This is a genomic window from Natrialba magadii ATCC 43099 (genome assembly GCF_000025625.1).
Taxonomy (GTDB): Archaea; Halobacteriota; Halobacteria; order Halobacteriales; family Natrialbaceae; genus Natrialba; species Natrialba magadii.
The window spans coordinates 135,819-147,427 of the sequence record NC_013922.1 but is presented as its reverse complement, the minus strand read 5'-3'; the positions used below and the strand labels follow the sequence as shown (position 1 = coordinate 147,427).

The following is an 11,609-nucleotide window of genomic DNA, read 5'->3' as shown; positions in this document are numbered from 1 at the left end:
GAAACGAGGACAAACGGAGTCCTACAGGGAGAGACGAGCGCTCGAAACGAATTATCGGGCGTTCACGGGCCCACAACAGATTGCGTCTGAAGGGACACTCGAGAAGCTGGAAGTTCGAGGCTGGACGTATGCAACCGGCGACCAGCTCGCCGAAAACGAGGTGTAGTTAATCGCCGAGGACACGATAATCACGTCACCAGTTCGGCAGACAAGGTCGCAGCCGAACTCGAGTGCAACCGCCACGCCACCGACGAGAGCAACTCGATGGCGTTGCCCAGATCGACGGGGTACTCGAGTACGGTCACCCAGACAGCAGTGATGCATCCGTCCGCGTGCAGACCCACTCACAGGAGAGAGGAAAACGGTTAGTCGTGGAGTAGATACCCCTCACAGTAATGAGTACAGCCAGTGATACCGGCGACGCGACCACCAGAATCGAGGTCCGGGTTCCACACAGGCTCCTCGAGAAGATCGACGAGGAGGACGAGCGTCGGGGGGGCACCTGGCGGTCGGGGGCGGTCCGCGACTGGATTGAGCCACCAGTGAGACTGTCCGACGAAACGCTCGAGGAACTTGTAGAGAGCAGTGAACGCAGGGAAAACGCAAGCAGCTGCTGACGTTCGCGACCGCCGCTGCGTGAACGACTGACGTCGAGTCTCTAAATACAACGAGTCAGAGAGGGTGTACTCGAGTGCAACCGGGCGAAACGTACAGATCGGGCGACAGGTGCCGCGAGTGTGGGTGTGTGCTGACCAATGCATCACGAATGGACGACACAGTACTCTCTTGGCAGACAGTATAAGGCGGTCCAACACGTACCCCAACGTATGCGAGGCGACGCTCCGGAGTCAGATGGTAGCCTCACTGGCGTCGATATCGAGGGCTTTCAATCGGTGTTCGCTGATGCCGACGTACAGTATGCTGTGCTGTTCGGATCGCACGTGAGCGGAACAGCGTCACCGGCGTCGGACCTCGACGTTTGCGTTCGGTTTCCAGACGACTGTACTCGGCACGAACGATTTCGGCGGCGCAATCAAATCGATAGCCAGCTCCAGTCGTACGCCGAGATGTTCGTCGATGTCAGTGATAGACAGGCGGTACCCGATACCGTCGCGCTGAACGCGCTTCGAGATGGGTGGCTGGTGTACGGCGACGAGGAAACGAAAGTGGCAGACGAACGACGCCTTACACAGCGCGTCGAGGACTCCCACGAACAGCGCACGCGACAGCGACGCGAGTTCATCGACCGACTCGCTGCGGGAGATGTCTAATGGTCGACGAGGAAGTAGTTGGAGACCGGCTTGCGTTGATCAATCAATACACGAACGAATGCAAGGAGATGAGCGATGGTTCCAGAACGGAGTATCTCGAAGATGTCGTTCTTCAGCGTGCTGTCGAACGGTCATTGATGAACGCGATCCAATCCTGTATCGATCTGGCGAGTCATATCCGGGCTTCCGAGAACCTCGGGACCGCCGAAACCTCACGTGAGGAAATCGAAGCGCTCGTTGAGGCCGATATTATTGCGGCCGAAACTGGGTCGAAGCTCGCGGAAGCTGTCGGTTTTCGAAATCACCTCGCCCATCGGTACGGGGATATCGACCACGACCTCGTGTACGATGTGTTGCAGGAGGATCTCGAGTGGTTCGACCGGTTTCAGCAGGAGGTTGCAACGTGGTTTCAAACTAGGTAGCGAGGCGGATTCCCCGCCCCACGGTTGGCAGGGTTGAAACGCCGCGTTGTGAGTGATGTTGATTCCCTACAAATAACGAGAATAGCACTCGAGACCGCTTGTGCAGAGCGTATGAAACAATATCCACCAGCGAAGAGTGCGTAGAAACGGGTATCCAGTTACAGATGAAACGATAGCGTATGACCACGGAAATAATGATACCCGAGGACGCGAAATCGCGGCTCGAGGAACTCCAGGCGGAGATCCGACTCCAGACGGGACGGAACGTCACGCAACAGGTACTGGTGGCTCACCTCATCGACAAGGCGTACGAATCACGCAGTGACGTGATCGATTCGTTCCGGGAGCTATCAGTTCCTCTCTCGGAAGACGAGAAAGAAGCGATGCGTCGTGATCGGTTCCGATCAGGCGTCGAAACGGACGAGAGCGACATCGACGACGTGCTCTACGGATAACGATCTGTATCGGTACCAGCCTTCTCGATGCGGAGCAGGAACTGGGTGCCTCGAGACGCGACGCGGCGAGGACAGCGCTCAAGGCAGTCTCCGACGGCGAGTGTGGTCACCCAGACAGCAGTGATGCATACGTGCGAGCGCATATCCGCACCTTCACAGTAGGAAAAACAGTTATTCGTGAGACAGACGTCTCACACAGTAATGAGCACTGACACCAGTGGTGACGGTAACGGCAACGGGACTACCAAAATCGATGTCCGGGTTCCAAGCAGGCTCCTCGAGAAGATCGACGAGGAGTACGAGCGTCGGGGGGACACCTCGCGGTCGGAGGCGGTCCGCGACGCACTCCGCGACTGGATTGATCCACCAACGAGACTTTCCGATGAAACGCTCGAGGAACTTGTAAAGAGCCGTGAGCAGCGAGGGCAGGGTGAAACGCAATCAGTTGATGACGTTCGTGATCGCCTCGGCTTGAATGACTGACGTCGAGTACACTGAACAAGCGATCGGCCATACCGATAAGTCGCCGAGCGTGTAAGCCGAACTGTCTACAGCCACGTTTGCGTCTGCAGCCAGGAAGTCTGCGTCTCGAGTGGGTGCCTCGAACTGACCAACGACGTGTGGATCACGCAAACGCAAAGATCGTAGCGAGGTCCGGAGGAGTATACAGAGAGAGATCCGACCGGTCGTCCGCAAGCTGTCTCAGTTCGGCGCTGAACCCAGAGTGCGAAAACAGCGCATACACAACAGTGCGATCAGCCCCCTTCCACCGAACGTCTTCCTCGAGTGCCTCGAGAGCAGCGAGCAAACTGGGTCCGACAGGCGTCGTAGTCCACTTGCACTCGCCGAGCAGTAGCGTCTCCGTTTGTGGATCGAGTCCGACGATGTCGATTTCTGCTTCCTTGTACCACCACCGACCGACACGCGAGCAGTCAACCGGAAACGACGCCTGCTGGACTGCCTGCGACACACGTCTTCGAACGTCTGACTCGTACGGTCTGGGAGTGCATCGGGAAGCGAGTCTCGAACTGCCGCTGTTCGTCGATACTGGTGCCTACTCCGTCCACCTGGACGATCGCGAGGAGAACCGTGAACTCGCAAGCCGAGTTAAGAACGAAGCGGATGCTGAAATAATTCTGCGGGCAGTAGATATATGACAGAATAACTCGTTAGTAGGTATATGGAAATGACTGATACGCCTGACGGGATACCCGGTGAGGACGAAGAGCCGCCTGATTTCGATGCCTGGGAGTCTCCTGAGGAGTTGCTAACGGGGAAGCCGACGAGAGAGCGGCTGCTTGATGTCGTCATGCAGTTGCGAGAGCCGACGAAGGTGTCGAAGATTGCTGAGCGTGCGGAGTGTGATACGGAGACCGCGCGTGACTATCTGGAGTGGTTTACGGAGATGGGAATCGTTCGTGAACTGTCTGGTCGACCTGTGCGGTACGAGCGAAATGAGTCGTATCTGAAGTGGCGTCGAGTCGAGCAGATCCGCAAACAGTATTCGGAAGCGGAGATCGTCGAGCAACTCAAAGACACGCTTAACGCAACTGAGGAGTACCAGCAACGCTTCGATACGACGTCTCCGAGTGAGGTATCGTTGGTTGATGCGAGCCGTGACGATGCTATTGAGGACATCTGGGAGGCGGTATCGACGTGGAAGACACTCGAGAAACGAGCAGCGTTGCTAGATGCGGCACGCCGTGATACTCTGTCGGGTGGACGCGCTGGGGAAGTCGATGCCTGAGGGCGAATCGGATGACATTGGCGGCATCGATAGTGATGTCTTGGAACGAATTGGTCGACGGGTACGCAGCAGCGCCCGGTTCTCAAGTGTTGAGTTTCGCCCATCTTATGCACCGAACGCTGTGGTAGCTGATTTCGATATGGGATATTTTCCGGCAGATGTGGAGCGTGCGTATCTTCGTATTCGCTGGTTCGAGACGGATGATTTCAATGTCCATTATTCAGAGCAGTATCGTGACGGGGAGACATGGGAATGTCGGTGGGACAGGCATCCAAACGATCACAACGACCGGGAACATTTTCATCCGCCACCAGATGCACCAACGCCTGGAGAAGATGCGACATTTGCCGGTGATTGGCGGGAACTAATTTCACATGTGTTATCCGAGTTAGATGAGCGAATTCAGTCGTTTTGGGAATGAGAAGGATATGTCCTCTGAGGGATCTCGCTGGTCAATCTAAAGGTCGAGGTTCCCTCGCTGCGTAAATGGTCCGGGAGCACATCGGGAAACGAGTCTCGAACTGCCGCTGTTCGTCCCTGCTCTACTGCTTCCCTATTTGGGGCGACAAACCTGACCCAGAACCGCAGTCACCAACGTCGTGTTCCCTACACAATCCCGGCCATACACGACGTGCATTTACTGCAATTTTTCGTCGCGGTCGATCGGTATACACGCGATAATATGATCCTGTGCATAATGAAGTGATCGGAGAACCCTTGCCGTGACGATTTCACCTGTACGGCCAAAACTGTGGGTGTTCGCCTGCCTACTGTAACTACTCCAAGAGAGAGACACCAAGATACGATACCAATTCACGTACTGCGTCGTCGACGGCGGAGGCATCGAGTGTTCCGAGTTCGCGGTCGATATGATCGGGACTGAGAGACGCGACAGCCCAGGGAAGAATCGAACTCTGTTTTGGGAGGCCCCCGTCGATCAGGTCAGTCTCGTTGATCGGAATGCGGTCGTCGTACCATGTCTGTGTTGTGAGCGTGAGAGCGATGTATTGATCGCCATGAAACGGCATCTCCGTCGTGCTAATCACAACCCAGGGTCGGGCTGCGTCGTCACCCTTAAACGGATCGTCTCCATACACGATTGTTCCTCGTGAGAGCGTCATTCGGTTCCGTTCTCACTCGCTTCGATCCACTCGTCACGATTCTCCGCTCCGTAGAGGTCGTTAAAGAGCTGATTGGCTCGGTGGACGTCGTACGCCTGCCGAAGGCGTTCAAGATCGTCTGTGAGTGCCCAATAGGCCCCCTTGTGCCGGACGAGGCCGCGGTCCTCGAGGCGGGACAGTACCGGATGAATCGAGTTCTCATTGATCTCTGTTCGACGGCTGATTTCTTTGGCCTTCCAGGCACGGTCTCGGTTCTCCCAGAGGAATCGAAGGACTAACTCCGGATTGCTGAGTTCCTCGAGTTCCTCCGGAGAGCGTTCGTTGAATTGGTTGATGTCGATCGACATAGGTGAATGCTAGGGATCCAATGTATTATATCTAGGCACTGTATGGAACGTACGCCCCCATCAATCGTTTCATCCGGTCGTAGTTCTCCACAAATGGTGACCATGGAAGCTTGCGCTGAACGTATCGTAGCCGATGACGACATCGCCTCGATTGTAGTCCATCTATTCGCCTGTAACCGCGTACTCCTTCCATTCTTCGGGATCTTCGGCACCATATTGCTCGTTTAGTCGTTGAACGGTCTTGTGGAAGTCATACGCATCACGGACGCGATCCATATCCCCAATCGCCCAGTATTCCCCCTTATGCCGAACCAGGTTTGCATCCTCCAGACGACTCAGGACAGTACTGACTGAGCCCTTCTTCACTCCTGTTCCAGCAGCTATTTCGGAGGGTGTGAACGCCTTGTCATCGTTTCGGGCCAGATACGTGATAACCCGCTCTGCGTTCGTCTCTCCTCTGAGTTCAGTGTCAGAGTGTTCGTTGAACGTCTCGATATCGATCGGCATACGTGTCACTAAGATATTTTGAGTCATAACTGTACTCTTGCCACCAGTGTCACTATGTAACTGATGTAAGCACATCGGTTCTCGGAACACCATACTCAGTCACATCGTGTGAGACAGTTCTTGGGGTGTAGACAGAAATTACGATTTCCAAAATCGTAATTTCCAAAACTGAGGTGGGTGAGCCTGCGCCCCCGCGGGAAAAGTGGGAGGCCGATGCTGAGAGTGTGACGCGTCTGGAACCTGACGAATGACAGAGATCAAAACAGCAACCGAGACGGTCATAATAGCCATCTCGATAGCCACCGCACCCCAACCGTAATTCTCGTAGAGCGGCAACGTTGTCAGGGATGTCACACCAGATCCGTCTCGAGGACGATGTCTACGAACGCCTCAAAGCGACCAAGCGTGATGACGAGTCGTTCAGTGACGCCGTGGACAGGCTCATCGGCGGACGGTCGCTCCGCGATGTCTTCGATGACAACCAGGTGGACGAGATGCGAGACGCAATCGAGGCCGCTGAGCAAGCAGACCGTGACGAAGTCAGGGAGGTTGCGGAGCGGTTCGACTGATCGTCGACAAGATAGTAACACCTGCAACTAGTGACACGCTGATCGCACTTCCGCGGTTCTCGCTCGCCACGCTCGCTCCGAACCGCGCTGCTGTCGTGCGATCTGGTGTGCAGTGACGTGCAGTGGCTAGTATAGCTACCCTCCCAACAACGCCACAAATTAGGTTCGGTGTCTACTGTTCACGACAGGGAGGATGTCACCGATAGCCAGCACGCTCGAGTTCGTCCAGAAACGCCGGCCGGTTCGAGTGTTTTTCTCGAAGGTGCTCAACGAATACCGCAACCTCCTCGTCACACTCGAGCCGGTCTAGTTCCTCGAGGTGTTCGATGATGGTCCGGTAGTGGTCACGGCCAGTATCGGCAGCTAACTGCGCGTCCAGCGACTCTCGATACGCCTCGAAGTACGCCTCCGGATCGACTGCGGCGACAGGCTCGCGATACTCCCGAAACGTCTCGAGATCGTCGCTCTCCAGGATCTTCTTGAGGCCCTTCTCCAGCGCATCCTCACGGACGTATAACTCGAGTAGCCGATCAGGATCGAGTCGCCCGAGTTGCGTCCGCAGTCCATGCGAAATCGACTCCCACTCCTCGGCCGAACAGACCGACCGTAAGTCGTCGTAGGCATCCCAGTCCTCGAACCGAACGAACAGGGTCCGCAGCACGTCACGGTAGCGCTCGTCGTCGCGGCCGTGATAGAACTCGGCTGCCTGCTGGTAGACAGCAACGGAGTGTGGAAACTCCTCGAGCCCAGCTTCGAGAACTGCCTGTGCTCGCTGATCTTGTCCGTCGGCTCGCAACACGTCGACGTACTGGCAGTAGAACTCGCTTCGCTCGGTGTATACCTCCTCGAGGACGGCCTGTCGCTGCTCGCGATCCTCGAGTTCTGAGAGGACCCACAGATACATCGAAAGACGCTGTTGTGCGTCCATAGAGAGCGTCGACTGTCGTACAGTGCGATCCCGAGCGTTGGCCGCCGCGTTCCCGTCCGGCCGTGATTCGGTCTCCTCGAGGATCGTTGTGAGCTGGTCGCCGATGAAGTCGGTCACGTCGAGCGGGCCGACACTCAGATGGTCGATATCCAGTTCGCCGCCGGTGAACAGTTCGACGTCGAGTCGCCACTGGGTCGGATCCGGGAGCCCTGCGTCCGTCTCGACAGCCTCATCGCCTCCCTGTGATGGTTCGGCCGCTGCGCTGCTCTCAGTTCCCGTCTGCGACATTGTCTCGTCAGTGCCGATGCCCTCCAACGCCGGGAGATCCGATTGCACGAGCGAGAGCAGGTACTCGAGTTCGTCGGCCGTCGAACAGACCTCGCGGAGGGCGTCGTCGTAGGCGTTCCTGACGAAGCGAAACTCCGCACGCAGAAACTGTTCGTACAGGTACTCGATGTGTTCACACGCCATTTCACGATCGAAGCCCGCCTCGCGAACACAGGCGGCGTAGGCATCAATGGTAGCCTCGAGTTGCCGCCCGTAGTGACCACTGCTGTCGTCGATCCGTTCCAGATTTTTGTGAATCGCCTCCGAGAGAGCCCGATAGATATCGAGTGCGCGCTCGTGTGCGCCACTCTCCCGGTAGGTCGCTGCAAGTTCCTCGTACTCGTCGAACTCGAGGCGAGTATCGTACTCGACGATTCCGTGGCGGCCAGTCGCCGTCTCGAACTGGCGGTTGAGATCGCGCTTGTAGTCGGCCACGTGTTTCTCGACCGGGTGGCCGGCCGTGGCGAGAAACCGCTCTCGAAGGCTGTTGTTGGCGGCGAGGACATCACGCAGAAACTCCCGAAGTGTTCCGGCGTCTGTCGTCTCGAGTGCTGACTCGAGGTCGTCATCCGCTGCGGACGGTTCCAGGCCCCCAGAACTCGACGTACTTGACGACTCGTCCGAGGACAAATCCGGGTGAGCGGTATCGAGTAGTTCGTCGTATCGGTCTCGCACGGCCAACAACACCGCGACGATGTGTTTGCAGTCGCCGGCGTAGTCGTACGGACAGGAACACCAGCTATCGAAGTCCGCAGCCGAGAGGTCGACGGTTGTCCGGTACTCTCGACTGCCCTGTACTGTCGCAGTCACCGTCCTGCCCTCGAGGCGCAACGCTCGGAGACGCCCCTCCTCGAAATAGGAGACGCCGCGCTGGAACGACTGTGCGGTACAGCGCTCACGAATCGCGTCGCGGGTTGGTTTCCGAAGTTCCTCGACCGGACTGTCGGTGCTTGTGGTGGCGTGAGTCTCAGACGCAGACACAGACACAGACTCAAAATCGGATTCGGATTCAGATTCGGAATCAGTATCGGGCGACGGAGGCGACCACGACCAGTCCGCAAGTGGCACACGGTCAGCCACTGCAGCCGTCCCTCTTCGGTGGACTTCCTCGAGAAATCCGATGGCAGTGTCCGCCGGGTCAACAGCTCCCCAGCCGTGGTGGGTCCCCCAGAACTCCGTTGCCCAGACGAGATCGCCGTCGACGACGATACCGACGTTCCCGACGATATCTTCCCGGTCGCGATACCGCTTGGACGGCGCACCGCCGAGTCCTTCCTGCAGTAGTTTGTTGTACGTAAAGTCGTCCCAGGCGTTCGCGAGTGACCGCGTTTCCGCATGGCCGACGAAATCTGTTGGTGGTGCTCGCTGTGGATCGACTTGTATGACCTCCACAGGAATCGCGTGCTCTTCGTGGATCGACTCGAGTAACTCGAGTGTTCGTCGGTGATCGACCTCGACGTCCGCCTCGGCGTAGTAGCGCAGTTTCATCTGTCGCCTCGAGTGTGTATGAGACCGTCAATAACCCCAACCGCAGGGTCGGGGTTCTCGGCCTGTTCCGCCTATAGACCAGCGTAGGTCTTGACGGCTTTGCCAATGGCCGAGTTTGGTGAATCGCCATACTGTGTGGCGTTGTGTTAGCCGACGACGTTCGGGATCGCCTCGACGTGAATGACTAACGTCGAGGACACTGAACAAGCGATCGGCCACCGTGAGAACCGGGACCCACAAGTCACCGATCGTGTGATGAACCAGCACCGGACCGAAAACGTCATGTCCAATCCAGAAGTGATGAAAGAGTTTTCATCCATGACCTCGAAGGAACTCATGAGAGCGGATGACCTATATCCAGACCGAGGTTCCGGATGAGGAGTACGAACGACTTCGCCAAATTGCAGAGCAACGAGATCTCTCGATCCGAGAGGCGCTTCGGGAAGCCACAGCAACGTGGATCGACCAACAGGAAACAGTAGATGAGACTGATGAACTGTTCCGGTCTGTTGAAAAGACCCGAGAACGGGCAGCAGGTCGGAATCAGACGACCCTCCGTGACGAAACTGATCTCGTCGAAGAGTGGGAGGGCGATGCTGAGAGTGTGACGCTTCTGGACCCTGATAAATGACAGGGGTCGAAACAGCGATTGGGACAGTCACACCCAGCCATTTCGATAGTGTCGATGGAACAGTCCCGCGAACGTGTGTTCTTGGGCCGAAGTTTTTGTACGCGCTGTACAACCCCGATGAAGCGTTCCACGATGTTTCGTACGCCTTTTTGACCTTCGTCCGCGAAGAACAACTCCCGTATCGTCGGTTTGTCGTCAACGAACACAGTATCGATGAGGCTGCAACTCGGCTCAAGAAACGAGCTGATATGACGTGCGTGACGTCGTTTCTTTCGGCAGTCGAAACGAGCGAGTTCTTCGATATCGTGTCCATCGATGCGGAAACGTTTGAGCGTGTCCGGGAGCGGTTCCTGAATTGGGACGACAATTCTGCCTCGTTTACGGATTTCACGATTGGCGTACAGATGGAATGTCGCGGATTCGAACACATCATGTCATTCGACTCGGACCTCGAAATGTTCGATGTGTCTGTTCATCCACCGCTGCAGCGGTGAGTGTGGTGTGGGACCTGGTATCGAGAAAGGCGACGCAGCGATCGCAGCAACTGCGCTGGAGCGTGACGAGCCAGTCCGTGCTGGCGACGGTCACTTCGAGTCGATTCCTGGCGTCACCCACGAAAGCTGTCGATAGTTGTCACCCATCAGCTCAGATGAACGTGTGTTCTTCTCGGGGTCGAGATAGGTACCGTTAATCCGCTGGAATAGGAGTTCAATCTCCGTTGAGACGTTCATCGCGGTCGAGACGGCAGTGCTCGCGGAGGCTCGAACACAATCTCCAAGTAGTAATATCTGATTTCACAAAAACGAATGCGCTTCGCAGTTCGACTCGGTATCTCCCTCGTCCTAGTCGTCGCCCTCTTCGGCCTCGGCATCCACTACGGAGCCACCTACGACGAGAACTGGCCCCACTCCACCGGCGACCAGCTACAGGACGACTACGACGAGTTCACCGGCGACCACCAGCTCGTCTTCGGCGAGGTGCAGTCCATCTCCGAGGACACAATGACGATTCACGTCACCGACTCGGCTGACGAGGTCGCGGCCGAACTAGAAATCCACGACCACGACGCCACCGACCAGGTCGACCCCGACGGGCTGGTCCAGGTCTACGGTGTACTCGAGTCCGACCGCACAATGACGGCCGACGAACTGGTTGTCGTTAACGAGGACAACACAGCCGAGCAGTACAAGCTCCTCACCTCCGTCGCCGGCGTCCTCCTCGCAATCGCCTACTTCTTCCGCCATTGGAACCCCTCCCTCGACAAATTCGGCTTCGAACCACGACCAAACAAAGAGGAAACACACGATGGCTGAACTCCTCTCACACGTCCTCATCGCCTACGCATTATTCACCATCGCGAGCTGGCGACTCGAGTGGCTCACGAAACGCTGGGTTGCAATCGGGATGATCGGTGCGCTCCTCCCGGACCTCAACCGGATCGGGATGTTCGTCGACGACGCGACCATCGAGACGGCCCTGGGCGTTCCCTTCGGGATCGACGCCCTCCACACGCTCGGCGGTGTTATCCTCCTCTCTGGCATCGGCGCACTGGTCCTCACGGAAGCCCACAGACGCGCCTTCGGCGTCCTCCTCGCAGGCGCACTCACCCATCTCCTCACGGACGGCCTCAAAGCCTACGCGGACGCCGAGGCCGGTGCCTGGCTCTATCCGTTCACGTGGTATCGCCATCCGACGCCGAATCTGTACGTCTCTGCCGACCAGAGCGTCCTCCTCGTTACCGGACTTCTCGCAATAACAGTCTTCCTTGTCGACTACCGATCGCACTAACAGTCTTC

At 57.1% G+C, this 11,609-nt stretch carries 19 protein-coding genes; 14 read left to right on the top strand and 5 right to left on the bottom strand.

Going from position 1 to position 11,609, the window contains the following annotated elements:
- Positions 1 to 230 precede the first annotated feature (230 nt).
- The 6 genes from NMAG_RS21865 to NMAG_RS00620 all read left to right on the top strand — a co-directional run bounded on the left by NMAG_RS21865 (position 231) and on the right by NMAG_RS00620 (position 2,631).
- Positions 231 to 380 (top strand): hypothetical protein, encoded by a 150-nt coding sequence (locus NMAG_RS21865; RefSeq protein WP_160165654.1) that lies wholly within the window; start codon positions 231 to 233, stop codon positions 378 to 380.
- Positions 381 to 395: 15 nt separating this feature from the next.
- Entirely contained in the window at positions 396 to 617 is a 222-nt protein-coding gene (locus NMAG_RS00640) for a hypothetical protein (RefSeq protein WP_004213512.1), read from the top strand.
- A gap of 210 nt (positions 618 to 827) precedes the next feature.
- A complete protein-coding gene (gene mntA, locus NMAG_RS00635) occupies positions 828 to 1,271 on the top strand; it encodes a type VII toxin-antitoxin system MntA family adenylyltransferase antitoxin (RefSeq protein WP_004213511.1) in 444 nt (147 codons plus the stop codon).
- The gene (gene hepT, locus NMAG_RS00630) at positions 1,271 to 1,693 is read left to right on the top strand and encodes a type VII toxin-antitoxin system HepT family RNase toxin (RefSeq protein WP_004213510.1); all 423 of its coding nucleotides are present in this window, start codon (positions 1,271 to 1,273) and stop codon (positions 1,691 to 1,693) included. Before mntA ends, hepT begins: the two co-directional genes overlap by 1 nt.
- 179 nt (positions 1,694 to 1,872) lie before the next feature.
- Positions 1,873 to 2,148, top strand: coding sequence for a hypothetical protein (locus NMAG_RS00625; protein ID WP_012996311.1), 276 nt, complete (start codon positions 1,873 to 1,875; stop codon positions 2,146 to 2,148).
- Between the two features lie 201 nt (positions 2,149 to 2,349).
- Entirely contained in the window at positions 2,350 to 2,631 is a 282-nt protein-coding gene (locus NMAG_RS00620; RefSeq protein WP_004213505.1) for a ribbon-helix-helix domain-containing protein, read from the top strand.
- A 142-nt stretch (positions 2,632 to 2,773) separates the two neighbouring features.
- On the opposite strand, the gene NMAG_RS00615 is transcribed toward NMAG_RS00620, so the two are convergent.
- Positions 2,774 to 3,118 (bottom strand): ATPase, encoded by a 345-nt coding sequence (locus NMAG_RS00615; protein WP_004213504.1) that lies wholly within the window; start codon positions 3,116 to 3,118, stop codon positions 2,774 to 2,776.
- A gap of 210 nt (positions 3,119 to 3,328) precedes the next feature.
- On the opposite strand from NMAG_RS00615, the gene NMAG_RS00610 reads away from it, so the two are divergent.
- Complete coding sequence (locus tag NMAG_RS00610) at positions 3,329 to 3,895, top strand: DUF7342 family protein (RefSeq protein WP_004213502.1); 567 nt, start codon at positions 3,329 to 3,331, stop codon at positions 3,893 to 3,895.
- Positions 3,888 to 4,316, top strand: coding sequence for a hypothetical protein (locus NMAG_RS20680; protein ID WP_081446711.1), 429 nt, complete (start codon positions 3,888 to 3,890; stop codon positions 4,314 to 4,316). Before NMAG_RS00610 ends, NMAG_RS20680 begins: the two co-directional genes overlap by 8 nt.
- 355 nt (positions 4,317 to 4,671) lie before the next feature.
- Here NMAG_RS20680 and NMAG_RS00600 read toward each other — a convergent pair whose 3' ends face one another.
- From NMAG_RS00600 to NMAG_RS00590, 3 genes are all read right to left on the bottom strand, one after another.
- Positions 4,672 to 5,016 carry a type II toxin-antitoxin system PemK/MazF family toxin gene (locus NMAG_RS00600; protein WP_004213501.1) on the bottom strand — a complete coding sequence of 115 codons (345 nt, stop codon included), beginning with the start codon at positions 5,014 to 5,016 and terminating at the stop codon, positions 4,672 to 4,674.
- Positions 5,013 to 5,363 (bottom strand): helix-turn-helix domain-containing protein, encoded by a 351-nt coding sequence (locus NMAG_RS00595; RefSeq protein ID WP_004213500.1) that lies wholly within the window; start codon positions 5,361 to 5,363, stop codon positions 5,013 to 5,015. The genes NMAG_RS00600 and NMAG_RS00595 overlap by 4 nt, the downstream gene beginning before the upstream one ends.
- 162 nt (positions 5,364 to 5,525) lie before the next feature.
- Positions 5,526 to 5,870, bottom strand: a complete 345-nt coding sequence (locus NMAG_RS00590; protein WP_004213499.1) for a MarR family transcriptional regulator — start codon at positions 5,868 to 5,870, stop codon at positions 5,526 to 5,528.
- Between the two features lie 347 nt (positions 5,871 to 6,217).
- Here NMAG_RS00590 and NMAG_RS00585 point away from each other — a divergent pair, with 347 nt between their 5' ends.
- Positions 6,218 to 6,439, top strand: a complete 222-nt coding sequence (locus NMAG_RS00585; RefSeq protein ID WP_004213498.1) for an antitoxin VapB family protein — start codon at positions 6,218 to 6,220, stop codon at positions 6,437 to 6,439.
- A 196-nt stretch (positions 6,440 to 6,635) separates the two neighbouring features.
- Here NMAG_RS00585 and NMAG_RS00580 read toward each other — a convergent pair whose 3' ends face one another.
- Positions 6,636 to 9,182, bottom strand: coding sequence for an SWIM zinc finger family protein (locus NMAG_RS00580; RefSeq protein WP_004213497.1), 2,547 nt, complete (start codon positions 9,180 to 9,182; stop codon positions 6,636 to 6,638).
- A gap of 346 nt (positions 9,183 to 9,528) precedes the next feature.
- Between NMAG_RS00580 and NMAG_RS00575 the strand changes: the two genes are divergently transcribed.
- The 5 genes from NMAG_RS00575 (at position 9,529) to NMAG_RS00560 (ending at position 11,601) form a co-directional block, all read left to right on the top strand.
- Positions 9,529 to 9,813 carry a ribbon-helix-helix protein, CopG family gene (locus NMAG_RS00575; protein WP_004213495.1) on the top strand — a complete coding sequence of 95 codons (285 nt, stop codon included), beginning with the start codon at positions 9,529 to 9,531 and terminating at the stop codon, positions 9,811 to 9,813.
- Positions 9,810 to 10,307: a type II toxin-antitoxin system VapC family toxin gene (locus NMAG_RS00570; RefSeq protein WP_004213493.1), complete on the top strand. Its 498-nt coding sequence runs from the start codon at positions 9,810 to 9,812 to the stop codon at positions 10,305 to 10,307. The genes NMAG_RS00575 and NMAG_RS00570 overlap by 4 nt, the downstream gene beginning before the upstream one ends.
- Positions 10,308 to 10,314: 7 nt before the next feature.
- Positions 10,315 to 10,443, top strand: a complete 129-nt coding sequence (locus NMAG_RS22575; RefSeq protein WP_004213492.1) for a PIN domain-containing protein — start codon at positions 10,315 to 10,317, stop codon at positions 10,441 to 10,443.
- Between the two features lie 176 nt (positions 10,444 to 10,619).
- Entirely contained in the window at positions 10,620 to 11,126 is a 507-nt protein-coding gene (locus tag NMAG_RS00565; protein WP_004213491.1) for a hypothetical protein, read from the top strand.
- Positions 11,119 to 11,601 (top strand): metal-dependent hydrolase, encoded by a 483-nt coding sequence (locus NMAG_RS00560; RefSeq protein ID WP_004213489.1) that lies wholly within the window; start codon positions 11,119 to 11,121, stop codon positions 11,599 to 11,601. Before NMAG_RS00565 ends, NMAG_RS00560 begins: the two co-directional genes overlap by 8 nt.
- The last annotated feature ends 8 nt before the right edge of the window (positions 11,602 to 11,609 follow it).

What these genes read in the sequence shown, in the direction of transcription:
- NMAG_RS00640 (WP_004213512.1), top strand. Translation starts at nt 396, where the DNA reads ATGAGTACAGCCAGTGATACCGGCGACGCGACCACCAGAATCGAGGTC.
- mntA (WP_004213511.1), top strand. Translation starts at nt 828, where the DNA reads ATGCGAGGCGACGCTCCGGAGTCAGATGGTAGCCTCACTGGCGTCGAT.
- hepT (WP_004213510.1), top strand. Translation starts at nt 1,271, where the DNA reads ATGGTCGACGAGGAAGTAGTTGGAGACCGGCTTGCGTTGATCAATCAA.
- NMAG_RS00625 (WP_012996311.1), top strand. Translation starts at nt 1,873, where the DNA reads ATGACCACGGAAATAATGATACCCGAGGACGCGAAATCGCGGCTCGAG.
- NMAG_RS00620 (WP_004213505.1), top strand. Translation starts at nt 2,350, where the DNA reads ATGAGCACTGACACCAGTGGTGACGGTAACGGCAACGGGACTACCAAA.
- NMAG_RS00610 (WP_004213502.1), top strand. Translation starts at nt 3,329, where the DNA reads ATGGAAATGACTGATACGCCTGACGGGATACCCGGTGAGGACGAAGAG.
- NMAG_RS20680 (WP_081446711.1), top strand. Translation starts at nt 3,888, where the DNA reads ATGCCTGAGGGCGAATCGGATGACATTGGCGGCATCGATAGTGATGTC.
- NMAG_RS00600 (WP_004213501.1), bottom strand. Translation starts at nt 5,016, where the DNA reads ATGACGCTCTCACGAGGAACAATCGTGTATGGAGACGATCCGTTTAAG.
- NMAG_RS00595 (WP_004213500.1), bottom strand. Translation starts at nt 5,363, where the DNA reads ATGTCGATCGACATCAACCAATTCAACGAACGCTCTCCGGAGGAACTC.
- NMAG_RS00590 (WP_004213499.1), bottom strand. Translation starts at nt 5,870, where the DNA reads ATGCCGATCGATATCGAGACGTTCAACGAACACTCTGACACTGAACTC.
- NMAG_RS00585 (WP_004213498.1), top strand. Translation starts at nt 6,218, where the DNA reads ATGTCACACCAGATCCGTCTCGAGGACGATGTCTACGAACGCCTCAAA.
- NMAG_RS00580 (WP_004213497.1), bottom strand. Translation starts at nt 9,182, where the DNA reads ATGAAACTGCGCTACTACGCCGAGGCGGACGTCGAGGTCGATCACCGA.
- NMAG_RS00575 (WP_004213495.1), top strand. Translation starts at nt 9,529, where the DNA reads ATGACCTATATCCAGACCGAGGTTCCGGATGAGGAGTACGAACGACTT.
- NMAG_RS00570 (WP_004213493.1), top strand. Translation starts at nt 9,810, where the DNA reads ATGACAGGGGTCGAAACAGCGATTGGGACAGTCACACCCAGCCATTTC.
- NMAG_RS00565 (WP_004213491.1), top strand. Translation starts at nt 10,620, where the DNA reads ATGCGCTTCGCAGTTCGACTCGGTATCTCCCTCGTCCTAGTCGTCGCC.
- NMAG_RS00560 (WP_004213489.1), top strand. Translation starts at nt 11,119, where the DNA reads ATGGCTGAACTCCTCTCACACGTCCTCATCGCCTACGCATTATTCACC.